28 protein-coding genes are annotated in these 26,182 nt (G+C 58.6%); 15 read left to right on the top strand and 13 right to left on the bottom strand.

Translation table 11 applies throughout. The features are described from left to right. Entirely contained in the window at positions 1-627 is a 627-nt protein-coding gene (locus ACR0NO_RS12255; RefSeq protein ID WP_480724132.1) for a TetR/AcrR family transcriptional regulator, read from the bottom strand. Positions 628-765: 138 nt separating this feature from the next. Between ACR0NO_RS12255 and ACR0NO_RS12250 the strand changes: the two genes are divergently transcribed. The 7 genes from ACR0NO_RS12250 to ACR0NO_RS12220 all read left to right on the top strand — a co-directional run bounded on the left by ACR0NO_RS12250 (position 766) and on the right by ACR0NO_RS12220 (position 9,624). Next, positions 766-1,230, top strand: coding sequence for a (2Fe-2S)-binding protein (locus ACR0NO_RS12250; RefSeq protein WP_480724131.1), 465 nt, complete (start codon positions 766-768; stop codon positions 1,228-1,230). Positions 1,231-1,233: 3 nt separating this feature from the next. Beyond that, positions 1,234-3,420, top strand: coding sequence for a xanthine dehydrogenase family protein molybdopterin-binding subunit (locus tag ACR0NO_RS12245; RefSeq protein WP_480724130.1), 2,187 nt, complete (start codon positions 1,234-1,236; stop codon positions 3,418-3,420). Between the two features lie 130 nt (positions 3,421-3,550). Then, positions 3,551-4,870 (top strand): glutamine synthetase family protein, encoded by a 1,320-nt coding sequence (locus ACR0NO_RS12240; RefSeq protein WP_480724129.1) that lies wholly within the window; start codon positions 3,551-3,553, stop codon positions 4,868-4,870. A gap of 59 nt (positions 4,871-4,929) precedes the next feature. Continuing rightward, positions 4,930-5,610, top strand: coding sequence for a type 1 glutamine amidotransferase (locus tag ACR0NO_RS12235; protein WP_480724128.1), 681 nt, complete (start codon positions 4,930-4,932; stop codon positions 5,608-5,610). Beyond that, the gene (locus ACR0NO_RS12230) at positions 5,610-6,968 is read left to right on the top strand and encodes a glutamine synthetase family protein (protein ID WP_170374109.1); all 1,359 of its coding nucleotides are present in this window, start codon (positions 5,610-5,612) and stop codon (positions 6,966-6,968) included. Before ACR0NO_RS12235 ends, ACR0NO_RS12230 begins: the two co-directional genes overlap by 1 nt. 20 nt (positions 6,969-6,988) lie before the next feature. Then, positions 6,989-8,293: an NAD(P)/FAD-dependent oxidoreductase gene (locus ACR0NO_RS12225; RefSeq protein WP_480724127.1), complete on the top strand. Its 1,305-nt coding sequence runs from the start codon at positions 6,989-6,991 to the stop codon at positions 8,291-8,293. A gap of 116 nt (positions 8,294-8,409) precedes the next feature. Beyond that, positions 8,410-9,624 carry a DegT/DnrJ/EryC1/StrS family aminotransferase gene (locus tag ACR0NO_RS12220; RefSeq protein ID WP_480724126.1) on the top strand — a complete coding sequence of 405 codons (1,215 nt, stop codon included), beginning with the start codon at positions 8,410-8,412 and terminating at the stop codon, positions 9,622-9,624. On the opposite strand, the gene ACR0NO_RS12215 is transcribed toward ACR0NO_RS12220, so the two are convergent. From ACR0NO_RS12215 to ACR0NO_RS12200, 4 genes are all read right to left on the bottom strand, one after another. Further along, positions 9,612-10,367: a trypsin-like serine peptidase gene (locus ACR0NO_RS12215; RefSeq protein ID WP_480724125.1), complete on the bottom strand. Its 756-nt coding sequence runs from the start codon at positions 10,365-10,367 to the stop codon at positions 9,612-9,614. The two genes, ACR0NO_RS12220 and ACR0NO_RS12215, sit on opposite strands and share 13 nt — an antisense overlap. A gap of 11 nt (positions 10,368-10,378) precedes the next feature. Beyond that, on the bottom strand, positions 10,379-10,927 hold the full coding sequence (gene phaR / locus ACR0NO_RS12210; protein WP_170552879.1) for a polyhydroxyalkanoate synthesis repressor PhaR: 549 nt from the start codon (positions 10,925-10,927) through the stop codon (positions 10,379-10,381). Positions 10,928-11,061: 134 nt separating this feature from the next. After that, positions 11,062-11,508: a phasin family protein gene (locus tag ACR0NO_RS12205; protein WP_170374114.1), complete on the bottom strand. Its 447-nt coding sequence runs from the start codon at positions 11,506-11,508 to the stop codon at positions 11,062-11,064. A 131-nt stretch (positions 11,509-11,639) separates the two neighbouring features. Then, the gene (locus ACR0NO_RS12200; protein ID WP_480724124.1) at positions 11,640-13,442 is read right to left on the bottom strand and encodes a PHA/PHB synthase family protein; all 1,803 of its coding nucleotides are present in this window, start codon (positions 13,440-13,442) and stop codon (positions 11,640-11,642) included. Positions 13,443-13,553: 111 nt separating this feature from the next. Here ACR0NO_RS12200 and phaZ point away from each other — a divergent pair, with 111 nt between their 5' ends. Together phaZ and ACR0NO_RS12190 are read left to right on the top strand one after the other, a co-directional pair. Then, entirely contained in the window at positions 13,554-14,825 is a 1,272-nt protein-coding gene (phaZ, locus tag ACR0NO_RS12195) for a polyhydroxyalkanoate depolymerase (RefSeq protein ID WP_170374116.1), read from the top strand. Between the two features lie 5 nt (positions 14,826-14,830). Then, positions 14,831-15,409: a DUF6151 family protein gene (locus ACR0NO_RS12190; RefSeq protein WP_480724122.1), complete on the top strand. Its 579-nt coding sequence runs from the start codon at positions 14,831-14,833 to the stop codon at positions 15,407-15,409. Here ACR0NO_RS12190 and ACR0NO_RS12185 read toward each other — a convergent pair. The 4 genes from ACR0NO_RS12185 to ACR0NO_RS12170 form a co-directional block, all read right to left on the bottom strand. Continuing rightward, positions 15,406-16,116 (bottom strand): alpha/beta fold hydrolase, encoded by a 711-nt coding sequence (locus tag ACR0NO_RS12185; RefSeq protein ID WP_480724121.1) that lies wholly within the window; start codon positions 16,114-16,116, stop codon positions 15,406-15,408. The genes ACR0NO_RS12190 and ACR0NO_RS12185 overlap by 4 nt on opposite strands. Before the next feature lie 82 nt (positions 16,117-16,198). Continuing rightward, positions 16,199-16,813, bottom strand: coding sequence for a hypothetical protein (locus ACR0NO_RS12180; protein ID WP_480724239.1), 615 nt, complete (start codon positions 16,811-16,813; stop codon positions 16,199-16,201). Positions 16,814-16,853: 40 nt separating this feature from the next. Then, entirely contained in the window at positions 16,854-17,846 is a 993-nt protein-coding gene (locus tag ACR0NO_RS12175) for an alpha/beta hydrolase (RefSeq protein ID WP_480724120.1), read from the bottom strand. Next, positions 17,846-18,595, bottom strand: coding sequence for an alpha/beta hydrolase (locus tag ACR0NO_RS12170; protein WP_480724119.1), 750 nt, complete (start codon positions 18,593-18,595; stop codon positions 17,846-17,848). Before ACR0NO_RS12170 ends, ACR0NO_RS12175 begins: the two co-directional genes overlap by 1 nt. Positions 18,596-18,811: 216 nt before the next feature. Here ACR0NO_RS12170 and thrS point away from each other — a divergent pair, with 216 nt between their 5' ends. The 5 genes from thrS to ACR0NO_RS12145 all read left to right on the top strand — a co-directional run bounded on the left by thrS (position 18,812) and on the right by ACR0NO_RS12145 (position 23,498). Further along, entirely contained in the window at positions 18,812-20,770 is a 1,959-nt protein-coding gene (thrS, locus tag ACR0NO_RS12165; RefSeq protein ID WP_170676559.1) for a threonine--tRNA ligase, read from the top strand. 221 nt (positions 20,771-20,991) lie between these two features. Beyond that, the gene (locus ACR0NO_RS12160) at positions 20,992-21,294 is read left to right on the top strand and encodes a BufA1 family periplasmic bufferin-type metallophore (RefSeq protein ID WP_170374122.1); all 303 of its coding nucleotides are present in this window, start codon (positions 20,992-20,994) and stop codon (positions 21,292-21,294) included. Positions 21,295-21,367: 73 nt separating this feature from the next. Continuing rightward, positions 21,368-22,225, top strand: a complete 858-nt coding sequence (gene bufB, locus ACR0NO_RS12155) for an MNIO family bufferin maturase (RefSeq protein WP_480724118.1) — start codon at positions 21,368-21,370, stop codon at positions 22,223-22,225. Beyond that, positions 22,222-22,983, top strand: a complete 762-nt coding sequence (locus tag ACR0NO_RS12150; protein WP_480724117.1) for an HvfC/BufC family peptide modification chaperone — start codon at positions 22,222-22,224, stop codon at positions 22,981-22,983. The genes bufB and ACR0NO_RS12150 overlap by 4 nt, the downstream gene beginning before the upstream one ends. Then, positions 22,980-23,498: a DoxX family protein gene (locus tag ACR0NO_RS12145; protein ID WP_170721670.1), complete on the top strand. Its 519-nt coding sequence runs from the start codon at positions 22,980-22,982 to the stop codon at positions 23,496-23,498. The genes ACR0NO_RS12150 and ACR0NO_RS12145 overlap by 4 nt, the downstream gene beginning before the upstream one ends. 1 nt (position 23,499) lies before the next feature. Here the strand turns inward: ACR0NO_RS12145 and ACR0NO_RS12140 are convergent, their stop codons facing one another. Next, positions 23,500-23,868, bottom strand: coding sequence for a hypothetical protein (locus ACR0NO_RS12140; RefSeq protein ID WP_170459066.1), 369 nt, complete (start codon positions 23,866-23,868; stop codon positions 23,500-23,502). Positions 23,869-23,909: 41 nt separating this feature from the next. Then, on the bottom strand, positions 23,910-24,227 hold the full coding sequence (locus ACR0NO_RS12135) for an ArsC/Spx/MgsR family protein (protein WP_480724116.1): 318 nt from the start codon (positions 24,225-24,227) through the stop codon (positions 23,910-23,912). 213 nt (positions 24,228-24,440) lie between these two features. Between ACR0NO_RS12135 and ACR0NO_RS12130 the strand changes: the two genes are divergently transcribed. Beyond that, positions 24,441-24,647, top strand: a complete 207-nt coding sequence (locus ACR0NO_RS12130; RefSeq protein WP_008758035.1) for a cold-shock protein — start codon at positions 24,441-24,443, stop codon at positions 24,645-24,647. 87 nt (positions 24,648-24,734) lie between these two features. Here ACR0NO_RS12130 and ACR0NO_RS12125 read toward each other — a convergent pair whose 3' ends face one another. Both ACR0NO_RS12125 and thyX read right to left on the bottom strand, forming a co-directional pair. Then, entirely contained in the window at positions 24,735-25,037 is a 303-nt protein-coding gene (locus tag ACR0NO_RS12125) for a hypothetical protein (RefSeq protein WP_480724115.1), read from the bottom strand. A gap of 58 nt (positions 25,038-25,095) precedes the next feature. Beyond that, positions 25,096-26,007, bottom strand: coding sequence for an FAD-dependent thymidylate synthase (gene thyX, locus ACR0NO_RS12120; RefSeq protein ID WP_170482552.1), 912 nt, complete (start codon positions 26,005-26,007; stop codon positions 25,096-25,098). Positions 26,008-26,182 lie beyond the last annotated feature (175 nt).

The following is a 26,182-nucleotide window of genomic DNA, read 5'->3' as shown; positions in this document are numbered from 1 at the left end:
CTAGTCCGTTGAACTCAACGCGGTGTCGGGGCCGTATCTGCGCATCATCATCTCGACGCTGTTGTTGATTGTGTCCGCCATTTCCTCATGGCTGAGAACCGTGCCTGAGAACAACAGCGGCCAGAACGCCCGCGCCTTGATCAGGCCGATGAATTCACGCCCGGCCTGTTCGGGGTCGTCGATCTTCAATTGCCCGTCCGCGGCGGCCTCGCGCAGCATGTCGATGAACGAGGCCGTCTTGTCCAGCTTGCCCTGCGCTTGTTCGGCCAACGTAGGGTTGCGCAGGATTTCGCTGATCACCATGCGAGACATGGCCATTACATCCGGCAGCATCAGAATCCGCCCCTCGGCCCAGGCCAGCTCGGTCAGTTGTTCGCGAACATCGCGCCCTTTTTCGTACCTGATCTCAAGCACTTCCGCAAAGCGGCTGGACAGTTCCGCGACGATTGAGCGGAACAGATTTTCCTTGCTTTCGAAATACTTATAAAGCGTCCGCTTGGACACCTCGGCCTGGCGCGAAATACGATCCATGCTGGCCGCCGCGAACCCCTTTTCCTGGAATTCGGCCACCGCAGCTTCGATGATCTGTGCATATTTGGACGCATTGGGCGCGCTGATCTCATTCATTCCATTGCTATAGACCCATTGACAGCATCGGGTCAAACACTAGGTAAACGCGGGAGTTTACAGGCGCGACATTCTGTGCCACATGTAAACCCGCCAGTTTACCGACTCAGGTAGCAAGCCAACACGGAGTATCCCCTCATGGCCATCAATCTGAAACTGAACGGCGAGACGCATACTGTCGACGCCGAACCCGGCACGCCCCTGCTCTGGGTAATCCGGGATGAGCTGAAGCTCACCGGAACCAAATTCGGCTGCGGCGTCGCGTCTTGCGGCGCCTGCACCGTGCATCTGAATGGCGAGCCCGTCCGCTCGTGCCAGACCTATATCGAAGACGTCGAAGACGCCGAGATCACCACAATCGAAGCCGTCGGTGAGGACAAGATCGGCGCAGCTGTCCAACAGGCCTGGGTCGAGCTGGACGTGGTTCAGTGCGGCTACTGCCAGTCGGGTCAGGTAATGTCAGCCGTTGGCCTGCTGACCGAGAACCCCAAGCCCAGCGCCGAAGAGATCGACTCGTACATGTACGGCAATGCCTGCCGCTGTGCCACCTATCAACGTATCCGCGCCGGTATCCAGCGCGCATCTGAAATTCTGGAGGCCTGATCCATGACCATCAACACCTCTCGCCGAGGATTTCTGAAAGGCGCAGCTGCTGCTGGTGCCGTCCTGCTGGTTGGCGCACGCCCTGATGGCGCACTGGCGGCGACTTCGTCCGAGACCGCTCAGTTCAACCCCTTCGTGAAGATCGATGCGGATGGCACCGTAACTGCCATCGTCAAACACTTTGAGAAGGGTCAGGGCCCTGCGACCGGTCTGCCCACGCTGATCGCTGAAGAAATCGGCCTGACAATGGAGCAGATCGAATACGAATTCGCGCCCTCTGATCCCAACGTCTACAACAACCTTCTGTTCGGCCCGTTCCAAGGCACAGGCGGGTCGACCGCGATGGCGAATTCGTGGCTGCAATACCGTCAGGCCGGTGCTGCCGCACGCGAGATGCTGATCAACGCGGCGGCCCAAAGCTGGGGCGTCGACGCATCGGGCATCACAATCGAAGAAGGCATTGTCAAATCCGGCGACACGTCCGCTCCGATTGCCGAATTCGTGGCGGCAGCCGCTCAGTTGGACGCTCCGGCCGAGCCACGCCTGAAGGACCCCTCCGAGTTCCGCCTGATCGGCAATGAAGCCGTTCGGCGTAAGGATTCGGCCATCAAAGGTAATGGTCAGGCGATGTATGCCATGGACGTCCACCTGCCCAACCAGATGATCGCCATGATCAAACGCCCCGAATCCAAAGGCGGAATTGCGCTAGGATTTGACGATAGCGCCTCGGAAGAGGTCAAAGGCTACATCAGTGCTGCGGTTCTGCCCAATCAAGCGGGTGTCGCCGTCTACGCGGAAAACACCTGGGCTGCGATCCAGGCGCGTGATGCGCTTGAGGTCGAATGGGATATGTCGAGCGCTGAAACCCGCGACTCGGATCAGATCAAGGCCGAGATCATGGACGCGCTGGATGCCGAGCCGACCTACAACGTCAACAAGGCCGATTTTGCAGCCGTCTCCGCCGCGATTGACGGCGCTGACACTGTGGTTGAGCGGACCTTCTACTTCCCGCTTTTGGCCCATGCTCCAATGGAGCCCCTGAACTGCACAATCGAACAGACTGCAGAGGGCGACATTGTCCTGCATGATGGCGCGCAGATGCCGACCGGCCCACATATGGCATACCAGCAGATCTTCGAGCTTCCGGCCGAAAAGATCCATATCAACACGATGCTGGCAGGCGGGTCCTTTGGCCGCCGCGCAACACCTGATGCGGATTATCAGGTCGAGGCTGCACTGGCCTTCGTGGTCACCGACCGCTCTCGCCCGGTCAAACTGGTCTGGACGCGTGAAGATGACATACGCAGCGGCTACTATCGCCCCGCCTTTGGCCACAAAGTGCGCGTCGGTCTGGACGGTGAAGGAAACATCGTCGGATGGCACCATCAAATCGCCGGTCAGTCGGTCATCAAGGGTACACCATTCGAAGCCGTTCTGGTGCATGACGGTGTCGACCACAGCTCGGTCGAAGGGGTTTCTGACAGCCCCTACGCCATCCCCGGCATGGCCGTGGGTCTGACGGATACACCGAAAGCGACGACTGTATTGTGGTGGCGTTCGGTCGGTCACACCCACACCGGCTATGCGATGGAGGCCATGATGGACCTTGCCGCCGAGGCCGCCGGTCGCGACCCGGTCGAGTTCCGCCTGGCGCATCTGAGCGATGACAGCAACGCAGATCAGGCCCGCAAGGCCGGAGTTCTGAAGCTGGCGATTGAGAAGGCCGGATGGGGCAACGCTCCAGCCGGGCGGGCGCAGGGGATCGCGGTCCACAAGTCCTTTGGCTCTTATGTGGCCGAAGTGGTCGAGGTGTCCGGCGATCTGGACAGCGGTGTTCGTATCGAAAAAGTCACCTGCGCCGTGGATTGTGGTATTGCGGTGAACCCCGATGTGGTCAAAGCGCAGATCGAAGGCGGTGTCGGCTATGGCATCGGTCACGTCATGCGCGACCAGATCACGCTGACCAGCGGTGCCGTGGACCAGTTCAACTTCCCGGATTACGAGCCTCTGCGGATCGGCGACATCCAGGCGATTGACGTTCATATCGTCCCGTCAGCCGAAGCGCCCACGGGCGTCGGCGAGCCGGGCACGCCTCCTTCCGCCCCGGCTCTGGCGAATGCCATCCGCGCACTTTCGGGCGTGAAGGTCACGACCCTGCCAATGGCGGAAAACGGCGTAACCTTCGTCTGATCCTAAGACACAAGGCGTCGGCGCAATTTGTGCCGGCGCCTTTCTACCACCTCGGAAATTTGATCAAATTTCGTGACAAGGCCGTTTGGCTTCGCTACATCTCGGATAACCGAGAGGAGCTACAGCCCCAATGGACCTGAACGCCTTGCATAATTTCCGCGTTGCCGCCTGCGACCTGAACGGTCAGATGCGAGGCAAACGTGTCCCGCCTGCCTATGCCGACAAGCTGAGCAAGGGTGCCGTGCGCATGCCATTCTCGGCCTTGAACGTCGATCTATGGGGCGCGGACATCGACGGAAGCCCCCTCGTATTCGAAACCGGTGACGCCGATGGTATCCTGCTTCCGACCGAGCGCGGGCCTGTGCCAGTGCCATGGCTGGAAACCTCGACGGCCCTGGTTCCCATGAGCCTCTATGACGATGACGGCGTTCCCTTTGCAGGCGATCCGCGCCATGCGCTTGCATCCGTGCTGTCGCGCTACGCGCAGCGCGGCTGGTCAGTCGTTGCGGCGACTGAGTTGGAATTCACCCTTGTCGACGCGTCCGGCCCCCAACCCTTGGCACCGCTCAACCCGATCACTGGGCGCCGCCTGACAGACGAGGCGGTTCTGTCCGTCGCCGAAATGGACGCATTCGAGGCGTTCTTCACCGACCTCTATGACGGGTGCGCTGCAATGGGCATCCCCGCGCAAACCGCAATATCCGAAAGCGGTATCGGTCAATTCGAGATCAACCTCAATCATCAGGACGCCATCCGCTGCGCCGATGATACGTGGCTTTTCAAGGCTTTGACACGCGGTTTGGCCCGCAAACACGGTTTTGCTGCGACCTTCATGTCGAAACCCTATGCTGAGGACGCGGGAAACGGGATGCATGTGCATTTCTCAGTCCTGGACCAAGATGGGCGGAACATCTTCGACGATGGAGGGCCCGAGGGCACCGACCTGCTGCGCTCAGCCGTGGCCGGGTGCCTTGCTGCCATGCCGGCCAGCACGCTGATCTTTGCACCTCACGGGAATTCATACGCGCGGCTTGTGCCCAGCGCTCATGCGCCCACCGGCGCTAGCTGGGCCTACGAAAACAGAACCGCTGCCATCCGTATTCCGGGCGGTGCCCCGGTGGCTCGACGCATCGAACACCGCGTGGCTGGCGGCGACATTAACCCCTACCTGATGCTCAGCGCCGTTCTGGGTGCAGCGCTGGTCGGCATCGAGGACGGCATGGTGCCCCCCGCCCCGATCTCGGGCAATGCCTATGAGATTGACGGCCTGCCTCAGCTGGCTGGCAACTGGGCCGCCGCCATCGACGTGTTCGAGAGTGACCCGATCATAGCCCGGCTTTTCCCGTCGGAATTGATCCGCAATCTGTCGATGACCAAACGGCAGGAAATTGCACGTTTTGCAGACCGCCCCGAAGACGAACACTGGCTAAGCTATCTCGAGGCCGTGTGACCCCCTTGCCCGAAGGCACACTCTCGGGTATTTCTGAATTTGATCAAATTCGGTGACTTATGAAAATCGGCATTCTACAAACTGGCCACACTCCTGATGCGCTCATGCAGGATTTCGGGGACTATGACTCTCTGTTTCCAGCATTGCTGGACGGACATGGGTTTGAATTCAAAACTTTCGCGGTCGTTGATGGGATCTTCCCAGACAGCGCAGAAGACGCAGATGGCTGGCTGATCACAGGCTCTCGCTACGGGGCCTATGAGGATCTGCCATGGATTCCCCCGCTTGAGGATCTGATCCGCCAGATTCATCAAAGCGGCCAGCCGCTGGTAGGCGTGTGCTTTGGCCATCAGATCATCGCGCAGGCGCTGGGCGGCAAGGTCGAAAAATACCAGGGTGGCTGGTCGGTTGGCCGGACCGAATATGACTTCGACGGCGATAACGTCTGGCTGAACGCCTGGCACCAGGATCAGGTCGTGGCCGTGCCGGACGGGGCCGAGGTGATCGGCAGCAACGATTTCTGCCAAAACGCCATGCTGCGCTACGGTGACCAGATCTGGACCGTGCAGGCGCATCCTGAATTTTCCAACGATTTCGTCTCGGGCCTGATGCGCACACGCGGCAAAGGGTTGGTGCCGGATGACCTGATGCAAGCCGCAGCGAACAGACAAAAAGCACCAGACCACAATGCTCGGATCGCACAGATCATGGCAGATTTTCTGAAGAAAGCGAGGGCCTGATGGCCGATTGGACAGACGCAGCACCGCAGGCCGCACAGGACTACATCGCCGGACATCGGCTGGATGAGGTCGAATGCATCATCTCGGACCTGCCGGGCATTGCTCGTGGCAAGGCCGTTCCCGCATCGAAATTCGCGCGGCAATCCTATTTCCACCTGCCTGACAGTATCTTCTACCAGACGATTACGGGCGGTTGGGGTGAAGCCGCCGGTGAGGACGGATTCATTGAACGCGACATGATCCTGAAGCCGGATTTCTCGACCACGTCGGCTGCGCCTTGGACCGGCGACTGGACGTTGCAGGTGATCCATGACGCCTATGACCGCGACGACAACCCGATCCCCTACAGCCCGCGCAACGTGTTGAAACGTGTCGTACAGCTCTATCACGACAAAGGTTGGAAGCCGGTCGTCGCCCCAGAGATGGAGTTTTTTCTGGTCGCCCGCAACGTCGACCCGGCGCAGTCGATTGAGCCGATGATGGGCCGCTCGGGCCGTCCTGCCGCCGCGCGTCAGGCCTATTCCATGACGGCCGTAGACGAATTCGGCCCAGTGATCGACGACATCTATGACTTCGCCGAACATCAGGGGTTTGAGATTGACGGGATCACTCAGGAAGGCGGCGCAGGCCAGCTTGAGATCAACCTGCGCCACGGCAATCCAGTGAAGCTGGCGGACGAGGTTTTCTACTTCAAACGCCTGATCCGCGAGGCCGCGCTGCGTCACAATTGCTTTGCGACCTTCATGGCGAAACCGATCGAGGATGAGCCGGGATCGGCGATGCATATCCACCATTCGATCATCGACATAGAGACCGGCCAGAACATCTTCTCCGGTCCGCAAGGCGGTGAGACGGACGCGTTTTACCACTTCATCGCGGGCCTGCAGACCCACCTGCCCGCCGGTCTTGCCGTGATGGCGCCGTATGTGAACTCGTACCGTCGCTATGTGAAAGACCATGCCGCGCCGATCAATCTGGAATGGGCGCGGGACAACCGCACCACGGGCATCCGGGTGCCTCTGTCGGGGCCTGAGGCGCGGCGCGTGGAAAACCGTATCGCCGGGATGGACTGCAACCCGTATCTCGGGATCGCGCTGTCGCTGGCCTGTGGCTATCTGGGGCTGGTCCAACAGGAACGTCCACGTCGGCAGTTCTACGGTGACGCTTATGAGGGCGAAGGGGATATCCCGCAGGTGATGGGGAATGCTCTGGACTTGTTTGACGGAGCCACTGAGTTGCATGAGATTTTGGGCCCCGAATTCGCCCGCGTCTACGGCATCGTCAAACGGGCCGAGTATGAAGAGTTTTTGCAGGTGATCTCTCCGTGGGAACGGGAACATCTCTTGCTGAACGTCTGAGCCTTTTGGGGTCGCCAGGGATGAACCTTCTCTATTCCAACGATAGCAAAGCCGAGTATCCGGCAAGCTGGTATGCCGCGACAGCCAATCCTCTGGCGCGGTTCCCTGAGTTCAAGGGCGAAACGCGCGCCGATGTGTGCATCGTCGGTGGTGGCTATACTGGTTTGTCCGCTGCGCTGCATCTGGCCGAGGCCGGGATGGACGTTGTCCTGCTTGAGGCGCACCGTGTTGGGTTTGGCGCATCAGGCCGCAATGGCGGCCAGTTGGGCAGCGCCCAGCGCATGGACCAGGAGGATCTGGAGCGGCTCGTCGGGCAGGATGACGCTGTCAAGCTTTGGGAACTGGCCGAGGATGCGAAGATCTTGGTCAAATCTCTGGTTAAAAAACACAAAATTGACTGCGACCTGAAGCCCGGTATCGCCAACCTAGGTCTGTCAGCTTCCGAGCGCAGCGATCTGCACGCCCATGCGGCGCATTTGTCGGACCGTTACGGCTACGATCAGATCGAGCTGCTGGATGAAGAGGCGGGCCACGCCCTCTGCCCCTCACCTGCTTACAAGGGGGGGTATCTGGACATGGGGGCGGCGCATTTGCACCCGTTGAACTATGCGCTCGGTCTGGCCCGTGCTGCTGAGGCCGCGGGTGTGCGTGTCTTTGAGGGCACCGAGGTGACAGGGATCGAACAAGGCGACCCGGCCACGGTTCTAACTGAAGGCGGCAAGGTTCGCGCCCAACACGTCATTCTGGCCTGCAACGGATACCTTGGGACACTGAACCGGCAGGTCGCGGCGCGGGTGATGCCGATCAACAACTTCATCGCCGCGACAGAACCGCTTGGGGCTGAGGCCGCGCGCGTGCTGACGCAGGATGTCGCCGTTGCAGATACAAAATTCGTGGTGAATTACTTCCGCCTCAGCGCTGACGGACGCCTGCTGTTTGGCGGAGGCGAAAGCTATGGCTACCGGTTCCCTTCGGATATCTCCGCTACCGTGCGCAAACCAATGACCGAGATCTTTCCGCATCTGCGGGAGATCAAACTCGACTACGCGTGGGGCGGCACTCTGGCGATTACAATGCGTCGGATGCCTTATCTAACGCGTGTCGCGCCGAATATCCTGTCCGCCTCGGGCTATTCCGGCCATGGCGTCGGCACGGCAACACATGCCGGTCAGCTAATGGCATTGGCCATCCAGGGACAGGCCGAAGGTTTCGATACCATGGCCCGCGTCCCGGCCCTGCCCTTCCCCGGTGGTCCGGCCCTGCGCAACCCTCTACTGGCGCTGGCAATGACATGGTACGCGATGCGGGATCGGCTGGGGATTTAACCCCCCTCTTCAATACGACAATTTGGTGAAATTTTGCCGATCTTGCGATTGGGGGCTTGGCACGGGCGGCACGCTTGATTTAATAAAGTAAAAGTTAGAATTCGGGAAAACCAAATATGACGCTGCCACCCAACGTTCATGACGCCGAACCCATCCCCGCCGCCGCACGAGACGCAATCGACGCCCTGATGCAATCAGGCGACCTGTTTCGCTACACCGCGCCGCAGGACGCTCCGGTCGCTTTGCTGGAATCCGAGTTCGCCGCGCTGCTGGGAACGAAATACGCATTGGCTGTTTCCTCCTGCTCGGCTGCTCTGTTTCTGTCGCTGAAGGCGCTGGGCCTGCCGCGGGATGCGCGGGTTCTGATCCCCGGCTTTACCTTCGCTGCTGTGCCATCGTCGGTCGTGCATGCGGATTGCGTTCCGGTTCTGTGCGAAGTTGGTCCGAACTACCGCATAGACATGGCTGATTTCGAGGCCAAGCTGGACGATGTGCAGGCGGTCATCATCAGCCATATGCGCGGCCATACCTCGGATATGGATGCGATCATGGCGCTGTGCGACGCACGCGATATCCCGGTGATCGAAGATGCCGCGCACTCGCTGGGCACCACTTGGCATGGGCGCAACATTGGAACCATCGGCAAAATTGGCTGCTTCTCGTTCCAATCCTACAAGATGATCAACGCGGGCGAAGGTGGCATTCTGATCACCGACGACGCCGATCTGGTTGCCCGCACCGTGATCATGTCCGGCGCTTATGAGCATAACTGGAAGAAGCACAAAACCCCGCATGGCGACAACTCGCCCGAGTTGGAGCAGGCCTTTGCCCGCTGGCAGAACAAACTGCCGCTTTATAACTTGCGGATGAGCAACCTCAGCGCCGCAGTGATCCGCCCTCAGATCCCGGAACTGGCGCGCCGCGTGCGCGATGGGCTGGCAAACCACGATTATGTAGCGGAACGGCTGAACAGCTCAGACTATATCGACGTCCCTGCCCCGCTTTCGCCCGAACGTCGTGCGCCGGATTCGATTCAGTTCAATCTGGTCGGCATGGATGAGGATGAAATCCGCGCCTTTGCCGCCGCATCCGAGGCGCGCGGCGTCAAAGTTCAGGTCTTTGGCATGAGCGAAGACAATGCCCGCGCCTTCTGGAACTGGCAGTTCCTGCCTGAGCAATTCGAACTGCCGCAAACACGTGCCATGCTGATGACAGCCTGTGACGTGCGCCTGCCCGTGCGCCTGACGCGTGAGGAACTGGACGTGATCGCCGATATCTTGCTGGCCTCGGTCGGTGAGGTGATTGGCCCTGTCCCCGCTTACGGTACCTGAACTCCGAGCACTGAGACGAACAACGCATCGATCCCTTCGGGGGTCGGTGCGATGCGGGACAAGATAGCAGCCACCCGCAGCCCGCCCGAGGAATTCACCAACAGCGGTGCGCCGGAATCCCCCATCATCACCGGGCAGATCCCATGCAGCATTTGGCCTGCATATATACGCATGGGGCAAGTCTCTGTCTGGCTCAGGACATGAGGTCTTAGCCCCGGATAGCCCGCGACGAAACCCGCCTCGACCTCTTGATCTGCCGGTTTCACGAAACCGACCTCGGCCCCGATCGGAGCGTCCAGCACCAGAATGGCCCAGTCTAATTCGGGTTGATCGGAGAAGCTGGCCGATACGTCCTGACCTGCAGGCAAGATATAGTCATCGGCTCGCGCAACCGAGACCGCCTCGCCCCGCTGGTACCCGGCAGCAAATCGAATACTCTCGGGTGGTATCCAGCGTTTGCGTGATCGATTGTAGAGACAATGCGCCGCCGTCAACACATGGTTTTCCGAGATCAGAACGCCCGTACAATGAGATCGTTGGTCCCGCCCTGCGTAGTTGACGCGACCAATCGCGCGCCAAGGGGCCTCGGACGCATCGAGTATCTCACGCGCCCGGATATCCTGACATCCGGCAGAGGTATCTGTCCCCAACCGACAGACTGCCGACCAGTTTTCAGAGAACTGCCCCTCGGCCCAAACGGCTTGCGACCAAAGAATGGCGATACACAGGACCAGCCAGCGCATCGCCTATGCCTCTAGTTCAGTTTCGAAAGCTTCTGCTGCAACTCGGCCAATTGCTTTTTGATGTCGTCCAGGTCCTCTTTTGGTTCGGACTCATCCTCTTTATCCGGGCCTGACCAGTTGCCGGACAACCCGCCGGTCATCGCCTTGAGGAACGCCTGTTGCTGCGCCTGCATCGCCTCGAATCCCGGCATCTGAGACATCGGGTTCATGGCGTTCATGTTCTCCATCATCTTGCTTTGGCTTTCGCGCAGCATGTCGAACGAGCTTTGCAGGAATTGCGGCATCATACCCCCGCCCGGCACCATGTAGCTGCGCACCAGATCGTTCAGGACATTCACCGGCAGGACGTTTTCACCCCGGCTTTCATGTTCGGCAATGATTTGCAAAAGGTACTGGCGGGTCAGGTCATCGCCCGTCTTCAGATCAATGATCTGAACTTCGCGCCCGTCGCGGATGAACCCCGCAATATCTTCGAGCGTCACGTAGTCGCTGGTCTCGGTGTTATACAGCCGGCGGCTGGCATAGCGCTTGATCAACAGCGGTTTTTCTTTGTCCGACACCTTGTACCCTCCCCAAGGATGATGCGTTGCAGCAGAGGTTATGCGACTGCAGCACAAAAAGAAAGGGCAGGTCAATCGACCTGCCCAACGCGATGGCACCTATAGGGAGGATAAGATGCTCGTCGCGTACGTTCTTACTTGGCAGCTGCGGCTTTCTTGGCAGCAGTCGTCACCTCAGAAGTCGCTTTCTTGACAGCTGCGGTTGCTTCTTCAGCAGCGTCTTTGCCAGCGGCCATCAGCAGCTCAACGGTTTCCGACTGAACTTTTTTCGCGATTTCGGCGAAAGCAGCCAGGTTTTCAGCAGCAACTTCGGCCGACGCGCTTGCGAAGTCGGTTGCGGCTTTTGCGTAGTCAGCAGGCTCGGCCTTTGCTTTCGACATCTCGGTCAGTTTGGCCAGGGTGTCCTTGGTCCATTTGTTCGAGATTTCAGCCGATTTCTCAGCAGCGTCCAGAGCAACGCCCGACAGCTTTTCGTTCAGCGCTGCGGTCGATTTGAAGGCACCTTCCATTGCGGTGGTGTCTACCGGAAACGCGCCCATGACGTCTTTCATGATCGCGGTGAAGTCTTGGGTCTTTGCCATTGTCCTAATCCTTTTCACCGAACCGGGCCCACCCCGGTTTCCATCGGCTTGAGGACAATATGATTTCTGCATCGCAGCATTTCAAGTTTTTTCTTGCTGCAATGCAGAAAAAATCAAGTTTCATTTTGAAATCAGCGATTTGCCTTGAGCAAAACATAGCTGCCAGGCGCCGGACACAGGCTCGGATGCTCCGAATCACCCGTTTCGCGCGCCGGAACCTGCTTGCCAGACCGTTTCTTCAGCCAAGCGCCCCACATCGGCCACCAGGATCCTTCGTGAAAGTCAGCGTCTTTCAACCAGGCCTCGGCATCCAATTTCAGATTAGGGTTGGTGTAGTGGCCGTATTTCTTCTTGCTGGGCGGGTTCACGATCCCTGCAATGTGACCGGACTCTGACACAACAAAAGTCTTGGACTTGGACCCCATCTGCTGAACACCGCGATAGCAGTCTTTCCAGCGGGCGATATGGTCCGTCTCGCAGGTGATAGCCATCAGGGGGACGTCCACATCCCTGACATGCAGCTTGTGGCCCAGCATCTCAAAGCCATCGCCCACGAATTCGTTGTGCTGGCACAGGCCGCGCAGATACTGCACCGCCATCTTCCCCGGCAGGTTCGAGCCGTCGCCGTTCCAATACAGCAGGTCAAAAGCCGGAGGGGTCTCTCCCATCATATAGCTGCGGATCGCTGGCGTGTAGATCAGGTCGCGCGAACGCAGGAAGGACATGGTGCGCCCAAGAATCCATGCGCGGAGGAGGCCATCCTTGGCGACCTGATCCTCGATCCCATCCACAAAGTCGTTTTGCAAAAACGGCGTGAATTCTCCTTGATCCCCAAAATCGGTCAGAGCCGTAAAGAAGGTCGCCGACTTGACCGATTTGTCCCCGCGCTGTTTGAGCAGTGACAGGGTCAGGCTGAGCGTCGTGCCCGCAATGCAATACCCAACGGCGTTGACCTGTTTTACTTTGCAGATCTTCTTGACCGTCTCGATCGCAGTCAGGAACCCATCCTGAATATAGTCCTCCATCCCCACATCGGCGTAGGTGGAATCGGGATTTATCCAGCTGACGACAAACAGGGTGTATCCCTGCTCGGTCACCCATTTGATCAGGCTGTTCTGGGTTTTGAGGTCAAGAATGTAGAATTTGTTGATCCACGGCGGGAACAGAACGATGGGCGTTTCGTGCACCGTCTCGGTTGCTGGTTTGTATTGGATCAGCTCCATCATGCGGTTGCGATAAACAACATCGCCGGGGCTGGTCGCAATATTGACCCCAACCTCGAATGCACTGTCATCCGCAAGCTTGACCACAAGCTCACCATCATTGGCCTCTAGGTCCGAGACGAGGTTCTCAAGCCCTTGGATCAGGGATTGCCCCTCGGTTTCGACAGCTTTCTCCAAGGCATCGGGGTTGGTTGCCAGAAAATTGGTGGGGGCCATCAGGTCAATGATCTGCTGCGAGAAATACTGAAGGCGCTGCTTGTCCTTCTCTTCAAGGTCCTCAACCGACGACACCGCCTGCGCGATCGCTTCGGCATTGGTCTGGTACTGCTGGCGGATCAAGCGAAAATAGGGGTTGGTGTCCCAAAGCGGGTTGGAAAAGCGTTTATCCTTGGGTTTGGGTTCGTCTTCATCGACTTCACCTGTGGTCAGGGCCTGCTGAGCCTCGGCAAAGTTCAAAACGGACTTGCCCCAGTATTCGATCTGCTGCTCCAGCAGTTTGGCAGGATTCTGCAAGGCGTCGGCCCAATAGGCCGTTGCCGCACGTGCATAAAGCTCTTGATTCGGGCCGTCCAATGCCGGGACATGAGACTTTTTCGAAGCCATGACTTCGATCAGGCGCTTGGAGAGAGCCTCAACCTTCTCCATATTTTCTTTAATGCGTTCAATATGTTCTTCGGTAACTTGGCCCGTATTGTCTTCACTTGTTGTCATTTTAACAATTCACCCCTACTCTCGCTGCTATGCAGAATAACGTCGCGGACGTTGGTCGACAAAGCGACGAATGGTCCGAACTCTTAGGTTGATACTCCGGAGGATCCTTCGATGCGCTACATGATGACCTACGATCTGATGGAAACCATGCGCAATACGAACCAATGGCTTGGTTCGACGGCAAATGCGATGGCCTCCTACCCGCTGTTTTCGATGGTTCCCAACCCGGCGTTCAGCTGGATGGCCGCTTGGGGTGAAGTGACCGAGCGCACCTTTCAACGCATGGTCGCGAAGCCCGATTGGGGCATCCGGACGTTCACGTGTGAAGATGGCAAAGATCATCTGGTCGAAGTCACCTCGGTTCTGGAGCGTCCCTTTGGGGACCTTCTCCATTTCAAGGTAAACGGGCGCGAAACGCAACCTCGCAAGGTGCTTTTGGTGGCTCCAATGTCCGGTCACTACGCCACATTGCTGCGCTCGACCGTCAAAAGCCTGCTGGTCAATTGCGAAGTTTACATCACCGATTGGCATAACGCGCGCGATATCCCCGTGTCCGCCGGAAAGTTCGATGTCGAGGATTACACCCTCTACCTTGTCGATTTTATGAAGGAACTTGGTCCGGACACCCATGTGGTCGCTGTGTGCCAACCTGCGCCACTGACACTGGCCGCGACCGCCTATCTGGCCGAGGTCGAACCAAAGGCCCAGCCCAGCACCCTGACCCTGATTGGTGGCCCGGTCGATCCCGACGCCACCCCGACTGACGTGACCGACTTTGGCCGTCGCGTGACGATGGGCCAGTTGGAAGAGACCATGATCCAGCGCGTTGGTTTCAAATACAAAGGCGTGGGTCGAATGGTTTATCCCGGCCTGTTGCAGCTGGCTTCGTTCATGTCGATGAATGCCGAACGCCACTCCACAGCCTTCACGGATCAGATTCAGCGTGTGATGCGGGGGGAGGCCTCGGACCATGACGCCCATAATCGCTTCTACGATGAATACCTCGCTGTCATGGATATGCCGGCCGAATTTTATCTCTCCACGGTCGAACGCATTTTCAAAAACCGCGAGATTGGGCGGAACGAATTTGTCGTCGCCGGGCACAAGGTGGATATGGGCAAGATCACCGATGTGGCCGTGAAAACCGTGGAAGGCGCGAATGACGATATCTCGGCCCCCGGACAGTGTATCGCCGCGCTTGATCTGTGTACCGGCCTGCCGGACAGCAAGAAAGCCAGCCATGTCGAACCCGGCGCGGGGCATTACGGCATCTTCGCGGGCCGCAGCTGGCGCGACAATATCCGCCCGCTGGTCATCGACTTCATGAACGAGAACAGCCGCAAACCGCGTCGTCGGGCGGCCAACAGCAACAAAGTCGCGTAAGGGCTTTGGCGTCAGAGTCTGACCTCACCTTTTCCTGCGCCTGTGGGGCACTGACAGGCCGCATCACATCTGATGGTGCGCGTCTGGGTACCCATGCCGAGTGTTTTTGCCACGACTGCCGTGCGGCCCAGCTTTACTTCGGCCAACCCGACCCGGCCCCCGGCCCGGTTGAGGTGTTTCAAATCGCCCCCGACGAGGTTACGATTGACAGCGGCGCCGAACATTTGGCGGCGATGTCTCTAAGCCCGAAGGGCATGCTGCGATGGTATGCCAAATGCTGCAATGTACCCTTGGCAACCACGCCTCGCACCGCCAGGTTTCCCTTTGCGGGGTTCATCGCATTGCGTATCGCCGATCGCGCGCGGCTTGGCCCGATTTCCACTCGTGGGTTCGTGCCTCGGTCCAACGGCAAGCAAAAGCACGAAAATCTGGCTCCGGCGGCAATTGGGTTGCTTAGGCGCGTGATCAAATCAAGGCTATCTGGCGGGTGGAGAAACACACCGTTCTTTGATCCTGAGAGTTTTGAACCCGTCGTGACACCGACGGTGATCAGCAAAGAGGAACGCGCGGCGCTTTACCCCTAGGCCATGCGCAAGGGTTCATCCAGCCACGCCTGCATCAGGTCAATCACCTGCTCGGGCGCTTCCAGAGTTGGCAGATATCCGGCCGCATCAATTGTGTGCATCACCGCATTTGGGATCATGTCCGCCATAAAGGCATGCTTGCGCTCGGGCGTCAGCCGGTCATGCTTTCCACACAAGATCAGGCTGGGCGCTTTGATCCGGCGCAGCGTGCCCTGCTGATCCACGCGCCTCTGTAGCGCACGCATCTGGGTCACAAACACCTCCGGGCCTAAATCCAGCGCCATCGCCAGTAGGTCATTCAACACAGGGATGCGCTGCGTTCCCGGCGCCAGAGTGTCCGAGCCCACAACCTGCCGCATCACCTCCTCAAGCCGCCCGGCCTGCGCGCCGATGATCAGATCCTCCCGCGCGGCCGCGATCTGCGGTGTGTCGGCCTGTGCATCGGTCGAGATCAGGCACAGGCGCGACACCCGATCCGGGGCGCGACGGACAAGCTCCAACGCCACCACACCGCCCAGCCCATGCCCGGCCAGTGCGAACCGGTGGGGCAACTGATCCAGCAAATCCGAGGCGATCTCTTCGATACGCTCCCCCCGGCTGATCGCCGAGACGACCACGGCGCGGCGGCGCGAAAACGCATCAATCTGGGGATGAAACAGCCGAGCATCACACATCAAACCCGGCAACAACACCAGCGGCTCAATCACGTGGGGCCTCCTTCTGCTCGGTTATCCGAGTCGTTCCTTCTCATCAGGATGGAAGGTTTGGATCAGCCCAGCAAGTGAATCTTTACGGATAGGCGATTCCACGGAACGGCGGGAAATCAGCATAGCGTTTCTGACGGGCAGAAAGGTTTTCGGCTGGCTCGCCCCCCGGTCGTAAAAGGCAACCTTTGGGCGCGATATAGCTATCGATCCGACGCTGAGGCGTGGGGCGCCACACCAGATTGAACGCGCTGAGTTTCGGGAAAAACCAGATCTCGGAGTAGTCAAGATGATCATGCATCCACCACGCGAGATCGCGCCAGTCCCGCCCCTGCGCGTAGCGATCAGCAAACCAGGGGATCACGATAGATGCACCAGCGACTCGCGCCTCACCCTGCCCCCAGTCCCAGATATGGCACTCCAGCGGATTGTCATTGCGCGCGCAGTTCAGTCGGTTTTCGTTGCCAAACGCATTCAAGGACGGCGACCGATAGCCCGAACGCACTGCGACCCGGCCAAAGGTCTCCTCCAGCGGGTCTAGCAAGGTTTGGCAAAAGGCGCTGCCGGTTTCGATGGCCAGATCCGGGTTCTCAGGCAGGTTCTGCTTTTGGTGGAAATTCCCGATCTCGGAATACAGGAAATCGCGCATGAAGAAATGCCGGGACAGACGCACACGACCCAGCGTCTCAAGGCTCCACATACTGCCCGGCTTGCGCATCGCTATGCTCTTGAAGGAGGCGTCATTCGATCCCCTGCGTTTTCAACCAAGCCAATATTCCATTCACCGTCGGCTCTGTCTGGTCCGGAGACATCAGGCGACCGGCAATCACATGCGACATCGGATCATCTTCAGGCCCCATCGTTACAAGCTCAACCGTTGCTGGCGCACCCCAGGCCTCGGCCACCTTGTGGGTCTTGTCCGGGCGCACGACCTGATCATCATCCGAGAACCAGAACAGCGCCGGCACCAAAGCTTGCGAGAAATCAAGACCGTAGACCGTTTCGACCAGAACTGTCATCGGCACCACGGCCTCCCACGGGTAAACCGACGTCCAGTACTTGTTCTTTTCCGGATCTGGCCCGGAAACGTCCCGCTCCGGCCCCATCAACAATGGCAACCAATCCCGAGCCCACGGCAAACCGGGTATGAACGCGCCTGCCGCATTCACCCCGAAATTCGGTGACACGAACACCATCGCCGCGACATTCTCGCTGAGGTCCGTGTTCAAAGCGGCCGCCGCTGCCAGCGTGCCCCCGGTCGATGTCGAAATAACCACAACCTTTTCCCCAACGGCTTTGGCCGCCGCCAGCCCCTCGGCCATGTCCTTCATCCAACCCGAGGCGGTCGCATCGCCCATCGCGGCCCCACTGCGCCCATGTCCTTGCAAGCGCGCATATACCAGATTGGCGCCCAGAGTATCAGCGACCATATCTGGTACTGGGCGGATCTCTTCGGAACTGGCCGAAAAGCCATGAACATACAGCACTGAATAGGGCGTCCGCTGTTCTTTGAACCCGTCCTGCCAGATCACACGCTTTTCGACACCGGGAACAATATCGTCAAAGGCGGATTCCGTGCTTTCAAAATAGACCTGAACACCTTCGCCAAACTTGCGGGGGTCGAAATCGGGGTCCAGGTTCACCTCTTCCCGCGGCCCGAACCAAAAGATCAGGCCTCCGATAACGATCAGAACCAATAAAACCCGACCCAGCACCCAACCGAACCAGCGCATCACGCATCCCCCAAAACGTCGAGAACGGCGTTCTCGATCAAGCCAAGGCACGGCCCGTCCGAGAACCGATGATCCGCATCCTTGACCAGCAACAATCGCATATCCGGTCCGGTCGCATGCTCTACTAGGCGTACGGCTGTTTCAGTCGACACCGCCGTATCAGCCGTCCCCTGCAAAAAACGTACGGGAAACGGCAGATCCAACACGTCCCGCAGAACCAGGCGCTTCCGACCATCTTCGATCATACGCTTTGTGATGATGTAAGGCTCCATATAATCCGAGGGCAATTCCACATGCCCAACCTCCTCCATCGCCGCCTTCTGCGCATCTGAGAAGGACGCCCAATAGCCGTCCTCGGTAAAATCCGGGGCTGCCGCGATGGTCACCATGCCAACAATTCGCTCCGGCAACGCCTTTGCCAGCAGCAGCGCCTGCCAACCGCCCATCGAGGACCCCACGACCACCAAAGGCCCCTCAGTCAAAGCACTCACCGCTGCCAGCGTGTCTTCGTGCCAATCGCCAATACAGCCGTCAGTGAACGCCTCAGAGCTTTCTCCATGACCGGAATAGTCAAACCGCAAGAACGCCTGCCCCCGGGCTTGCGCCCAAGCTTCAAGATGAACGGCCTTGGTGCCCTCCATATCCGATTTCAAACCGCCCAGAAAAACAATGGTCGGACCGGCCCCTTCACTTTTGTGAAAAGCCAACCGCCGCCCCTGCGCCGTTTCCAAAAAATCTGTTGCTGCCATAAAGCCCTCTTTGCTTTCCTGACATCATGCACGCCCCCCGCCCAAGTGCAATTCCGTGATCCTCCTTCATCTGGCTAATAATACCTCGGGGAGCGCGAGGGGCTGGCCCCTCGCTCCCACCACTTGACACAAGCACAACCACCTGCCAAAGCAGCCAAACGCAAATAACCCGCAACCGGGCGTTCAGTGGGCGCCAAACCGACGAGGAGAGCCGATATGGCCCTGGATTCAAAATCCGTCTCTCTCACTTTTCCCGATGGCAATGCACGTTCCTATGACGCAGGCGTAACGCCTGCGCAGGTGGCTGCCGACATCTCAACATCGCTGGCGAAAAAGGCCATCTCAGCCACAGTGAACGGTCAGCACTGGGACCTGCAATGGCCCATCGATGCAGATGCCCAAATCGCCATCCACACCATGAAGGATGAAGCGCAGGCCAATGAGCTGATCCGCCACGATCTGGCGCATGTCATGGCGCGCGCGGTGCAGGAAATCTGGCCCGCGACCAAAGTCACCATCGGCCCCGTGATCGAAAACGGCTGGTACTATGACTTTGACCGCGAAGAGCCATTCACGCCTGAAGATCTCGGCCTCATCGAGAAAAAGATGAAAGAGATCATTAACAAGCGCGACCCCGTCACTACCGAGGTCTGGGATCGCGACCGCGCGATCGAATTCTACAAGGCCAACAATGAGCCCTATAAGGTCGAGCTGATCGAAGCCATTCCGGGTGATGAGCCGCTGCGCATGTACTGGCACGGCCACTGGCAGGATCTGTGCCGCGGCCCGCACCTGCAGCACACCGGCCAACTGCCGGGCGATGCCTTCAAGCTGATGTCCATTGCGGGCGCCTATTGGCGTGGCGACAGCGACCGCGCGATGTTGCAGCGCATCTATGGCGTAGCCTTCACCGGAAAGGAAAAGCTCAAAGCGCACCTGAACATGCTGGAAGAGGCCGCCAAGCGCGACCACCGCAAGCTGGGCCGCGAGATGAACCTGTATCACATGCAGGAAGAGGCTCCGGGTCAAGTGTTCTGGCATCCCAACGGCTGGAAAATCTACACCACACTGCAGGACTACATGCGCCGGATGCAGGACCGTGACGGCTATGTCGAGGTCAACACTCCGCAAGTCGTTGACCGCAAATTGTGGGAGGCCTCGGGCCACTGGGACAAGTACCAGGAGAACATGTTCATTGTCGAAGTCGACGAAGAGCATGCCCGCGAAAAGGCGATCAACGCGTTGAAACCGATGAACTGCCCTTGCCACGTGCAGGTGTTCAATCAGGGCCTGAAATCCTATCGCGATCTGCCGCTGCGTATGGCCGAGTTCGGCTCCTGCGCGCGCTATGAGCCCTCTGGCGCGCTGCACGGGATTATGCGGGTGCGCGGCTTCACTCAGGACGATGGCCACATCTTCTGCGCCGAGGATCAGATCGAATCCGAGACCGCGAAGTTCATCGCTTTCTTGTCGAAGGTCTACGCCGACCTTGGCTTCCACGACTGGACCATCAAACTGTCGACCCGTCCGGAAAAGCGGATCGGCAGCGATGAAAGCTGGGATTTCGTCGAGAAAGCCTTGGGCGATGCCTGCAAGGCCGCTGGCTATGACTATGAGGTTCTCGAAGGCGAAGGCGCTTTCTATGGCCCGAAGCTGGAGTTCACTCTGACAGACGCCATCGGCCGGAACTGGCAATGCGGCACGCTTCAGGTCGACCCCAACTTGCCCGAGCGACTGGATGCGAACTTTATAGGCGCGGACGGGTCCAAGCATCGCCCCTACATGCTGCACCGGGCCTGCCTTGGGTCGTTCGAACGGTTCATCGGCATTCTGATCGAAGAACACGCGGGCAAGCTGCCATTCTGGCTGGCGCCGCGGCAGGTCGTTGTGGCTTCAATCACCTCTGACGCGGATGACTATGTGGCCGAGGTTGTTGAAACGCTCCGCGCCGCTGGCGTCCGGGCCGAGGCAGATATCCGCAACGAAAAGATCAACTACAAGGTCCGCGAACACTCGGTCGGCAAGGTTCCTGTCATTCTGGCCGTGGGTCACCGCGAGGTGGATGATCGCACAGTCAGCGTCCGCCGCCTGGGCGAAAAACAGACGCAGGTTCAATCTCTTGAGACTGTAACAAATGAGCTATCCAAAGCAGCCACCCCACCGGACCTGCTGTAACATTGGGTTGATTCTAACCCCTCATCCGGCCCTGAAATCGGGGCCGGATTGAAACACTTTCCATTTTTCAATTCAAAAACAATTTGTTAACCTGCAAGAGGGCATGACAATGCCTGACGCGCTTGTGAGACACGGCCTCGTGAATTTAACTGTGGCTCACGAGACGTTACCTTTGTCATTGTCACAAGCAGACATACGCAGTCATCAAAAGGATTACCGAGATGTCGAACACAGCCAAATCCCTGGTTATCGCAACAGCAGTCGCAGCCGCCGTTTCGGGCGCAGCAACCACCGCCTCCGCGCAAGCGAAAGAGAAATGCTATGGCGTTTCGCTGGCCGGTCAGAACGATTGCGCCGCAGGCCCTGGCACCACATGCGCGGGCACCTCGACCGTTGACTATCAGGGCAACGCCTGGACTCTGGTTGATGCAGGCACCTGCGCCGATATCGAACTGCCCGCACAGGCAGACGGCACCCCGCGCAAAGGCTCGCTGGAAGAACTGAACCGCGACCTGCCGGCATAATATCTACCATACGAAATCCAAGGGGCGGGCCAAATCGCCCGCCCCTTTTCACGTGATCATAGGGAACTGCCTCATGCTGGACGACGCACTCAGGTCGAACCGACTGCCCGCAGCGCCGGGTGTTGGGTATAAACCGCAGCACTTTGCACAGATCCTTGAACACGCACAGCCCGTCGCATGGCTGGAAATCCATGCCGAGAACTACATGGGCGACGGCGGCCGCCCGCTGGCGCAACTGCGCCATTTGTCAGAACAATTCCCAATCTCTGTCCACGGTGTTGGCCTGTCCATCGGCGGCGAAGGCCCGCTGGATGCCGATCATCTGGCGCGATTGAAACATTTGATCGGCTGGCTGAATCCGGCCAGCTTCTCCGAGCATCTGGCTTGGTCGACCCATGACAGCCACTTCCTGAACGACCTTCTGCCCCTGCCCTATACCGATGCCACTTTGACCCGCATCTGCGATCATATCGACCAGGTACAAGAGGTGGTCGGACGGCAAATGCTGCTCGAAAACCCCTCCAGCTATCTGGCGTTTGAGGAAAGCACCTGGTCCGAGCCCGATTTCCTGCGCGAAGTTTCGAACCGAACCGGATGCGGGCTGTTGCTGGATGTGAACAACGTCTTTGTCTCCGCCACCAATCTGGATTTCTCGCCTCAGGGCTATATCGACGCCTACCCGCTTGAAAAGGTTGGTGAGATTCACCTCGGCGGTCACGATGAAGACGAAGACGACCACGGCAAACCTCTGCTGATCGACAGCCACGGGCGCGAGGTCGTTGATCCAGTCTGGGCGCTTTTGGACTATGTTCTGGATCGGTCGGGGCCGAAGCCTCTCTTGGTCGAGTGGGACACGGATGTTCCTGACTGGCCGGTCCTGCGGGACGAGGCCGTGCGCGCCCAGGCGGCACTGGAGCGGATCCCGGCATGAGCGTGTCGCAAACCCAGTTCCGCGCCGCGCTTCTGGACGCCTCTACCCCGGTCCCAGAGGGGTTGCTGGACTCCAAAAACCAACCCGCCGGCCGGCGGTTCAGCGTCTATCGCAACAATGTCGCTGTCTCACTGACCGAGGCCATGCAGCAGGCCTTTCCCGTGATCACCAAGCTGCTGGGATCGCAGAACATGGATGGCCTTTCGGGCATTTTCCTACGCCAGTACCCGCCTACATCCCCGTTGATGATGTTCTATGGTGAGGCGTTTCCCGCCTTTGTCGCCGGAATGCCTCAGCTGTCCCATCTGGGCTACCTTGCCGATATGGCAAGGCTGGAACTTGCCCTGCGCCACTCTTACCACGCGGCAGACAGCACGCCTGCCCCCGCCGATGCGCTGGCGGTTCCCCCCGAAGACGTGATGCGCGCGCGGCTGAGTTTTGCCCCGGCGATGCGGGTGGTCCGGTCGGATTGGCCGATCCACGCGATCTGGCGTTACAATTCGAAAGCGGACGCCCCAAAACCGGTGGCTCAGGCCGAGGACGTTCTGGTCACCCGCCCCGAATATGATCCCGCCCCGCATCTATTGCCAAAAGGCGGCGCAGACTGGATCGCACATATGCAAGCGGGCGACACCATCGGCAGCGCGTTCGAAAAAACCGCTGCTGACACGCCCGACTTTGATCTTGGAACCACTCTGGCACTGCTTTTGCAAGGCGGTGCAATAACCTCTGTGACTATCGAAAGGCTGGAGTCATGACTGCGCTCATCTCAATCCACAACTCCGTTTTGGGAAAGGTGGACCATGCGTCCGGTTGGCTGACGCCAACCCTCGCCCGGCTCGTGTTTATCGCTGTATTGCTCGTCTACTACTGGAATTCGGCGATGCTGAAGATTGATGGATCGATCTTCTCGCCATCCAGTGGTGCGTTTGGGCAAATCTTTCCGAAAGCCGCCGAAGCCGTGCTTTGGGACGTCACGCAAATGACGTTCTTCCAGCGGATCGTGATCTTCCTTGGCACCGTGGCCGAGTTCGTCTTGCCCGCGCTGCTGCTGGTTGGTCTGTTCACGCGTCTGGCGGCGGTCGCAATGATCGGGTTTGTCTGGGTGCAAACTATTGTCGACGTGACCGGCCATGGCGTGAAACTCGGTAGCCTGTTCAATGCGGCGCCCGATCTGGTCGATCAGCGAACCATGTGGACCTTTCTGTTTCTGGTGATTGTCATCAATGGCGCAGGCCCGCTGTCGTTGGACCGCATCCTGCGCCTGAAATAACTTAGAAATGAGCCTTGGGTTCGTCCGGTTTTCCCGCGGCGAGCCCAAGCACCCCGGCCACTGCGGCAAAGGCAATCGGGAACATGGTGAAAACGCCGAAACCGAACGCATAGTACATCCCAGCAGCCGAGGCCAATAGCAAGATCCCCGCAATCAACGCCCGCGCATGGGCCATGGCCCCGCCCGCAATCGCCAACAAAGGCGCAAGGATCGAGGCCGCCTGAATCAAGTCAGGGTTGTCCACCTGCTCGGCAATCCCTTCGATATCTCCAAAATGCTTGATGGCTTCGACATAGCCATATCCGAAAAACCCGACAATCATACCGATCAAACCGGCGATGACGCCCAAAATCATGGCAGCGTTTCGCATGTATCTTCCCTTACAGTTCGTATCAGCAGATAGGTACGCGGCTACGCAACACCAAGAGAGGCCCGCGTTTCAGCGGTCCAACCCAGAAACAACTCTCCGTCCTTTTCGATCAGAGGGCGCTTCATCAGCGTTGGGTGATCGGCCAGCAACTCCAACGGTGGCCGCGCGCGCTGGGTATCGTGCAATCCACGCCAGGTTGTTGACCGTGTATTGAGCAAAGCCTCGCCGAACGTGGCAAAAGCTTGCGAAAGCGTCTCAGACGGAACACCGTCCGCCCTGACATCCACGAGGGTTGCTTCTGGCAGCGATTTCAGCGCCTTACGGCACGTATCACAGTTTTTCAGACCATAAATGCGCATTTTTGGGCTGCTCCTGCATTTGTAACTTTTTTATGCAAACTGGTTGGTTCCCAGCGGTATTTCTTGATTTTTTACTTCACCGTGCAATGTTGAAAAAGACGAAACGTGCGTTTTGGACTGTATCTGACCCAGAAATCAGCCCGATACGCCATGACGTCGACACAGCCCCCACCAATTTGTGGGACAATGCGCAAGTAGAAGGAGACACGGGACATGCCAACCGGCACCGTGAAATGGTTTAACACTACAAAAGGCTATGGGTTTATTGCCCCTGATGAGGGGGGCAAAGATGTGTTTGTTCATATCTCGGCCGTAGAACGATCCGGCCTCACCGGACTCGCAGACAATCAGAAAGTCTCGTACGAGTTGCAGGACGGGCGTGACGGCCGCCAGATGGCAGCTGATTTGAAGCCGTTGTAACTTCCACCCCGCCAGATGTGGGGTGTTTCCAATCAAGGCTGACGGCCAATTTCAGGCCGTCAGCCAAATATTCCCTAGAAATCGGCGTTACCCACGTGTCGATTTTTCGTTGGTGCGGGCATGCCAGTCCTCGCCCATTGCCACGATGCAGGACGTTCCTGTCGCGTAGGTAACGACCATGGTCCAGTCGCCGCGGTCGCTGCTCCAGACCTCCATGATCTGCTCGGGCCCGCGCATGCCGGTTGCCACACGTTCGGCGCCGAATTGGCCGCTCAGTTTCTCTTGCAGCCGAGGGGTCGCTTCACACAGGATTTCGGCTATGGGCGATTTGGCCTGCGTCGGTGACGCCAGCACAAGACACAATGGGATCAGGCGAAACAGATAAGTCATGAAGCCAATGTAACAGCTTCATGACAAAACGTATATACAAAAGATATGCTTCTGAGCCTCAATCCTTGCGAATTACGTCCTCGAACTCACGCCATTCCCGCGCCGTCATGCCCGAGTTTTCCTGAGTCACAGTCTCACCTGCCAACATCCGGCGTAGGCTGTCGACCATTTGGGCCGAGAGGTTAACGGCACCCAATCGGTAGTCCTCGAACGCTCTGTAGGCGAACGGCACCCAATCGGCGACGATCTTACACATCATATCGGCATAAACCCGGATCTCGTATTGGGCATGCGGGTCAGCGCGCAGACGCAGGAAGTGGAACAGATTGTGCAGGTCCACCTTCCAATACCACTGCGTATAGATGTTTGCAGGCAGGTTCATCCGTGCCAGTTCGCGCGCCAGACCCTGTTGCCCGTCCTGATTGATCATCGCCTCATAATTGTCATAGCACCGGGCGCTGTCGGCCTTTAGGATTTCCAGCACACGCGCGGCCTCTTCCCCTTCCAAGGCGGACCCACGACCCTGGTTGTTGACCTCGGACTGCGCGGCCACGTGGTCGGGGGCGGGAATATAGAACTCACGGTCGAGAATCGAATAGCGCGCCGAGTATTCGTTCACATTGGCGGTCCGGTGGCGAATCCACTGGCGCGCGACGAAAACAGGCAGCTTTACATGCAGCTTGATCTCGCACATCTCAAACGGCGTCGAATGCCAGTGACGCATCAGATAGCGGATCAGGCCCTCATCATTTTGCACGGATTTGGTGCCTTTGCCGTAGGACACGCGCGCCGCCTGACAAATGGCTGCATCGTCGCCCATATAATCGATGACCCGGACAAAACCGTGGTCCAACACCTGATGAGCCGTGTACAGATGATCTTCCATGCCCGGTGCAACAACGCGGCGAGTTGGATGCGATTGCGCGCGCTGCGCTTCGATCTCGGCCAGTTGGTCGGCAGACAGAGGCATGAAATTATCCTTTCCAAGAATGAGTCGACACCCACTATATATCGTCAACTCCACCACTGGAACCGCGATATCTGCCGTAAGCGCAGCGAAGTTCGAAATCGTGTTCCCGGCCCCTCTCGACACCTCGCGCAACCGCGCTAAGCTGCGCACCAAGCGAAGAAAAGGAGGAAGGCCA

Source organism: Ruegeria sp. CL3 (assembly GCF_056536505.1).
Note: the sequence above shows the minus strand (reverse complement) of the source record. Positions and strands in the feature narration are given on the sequence as shown.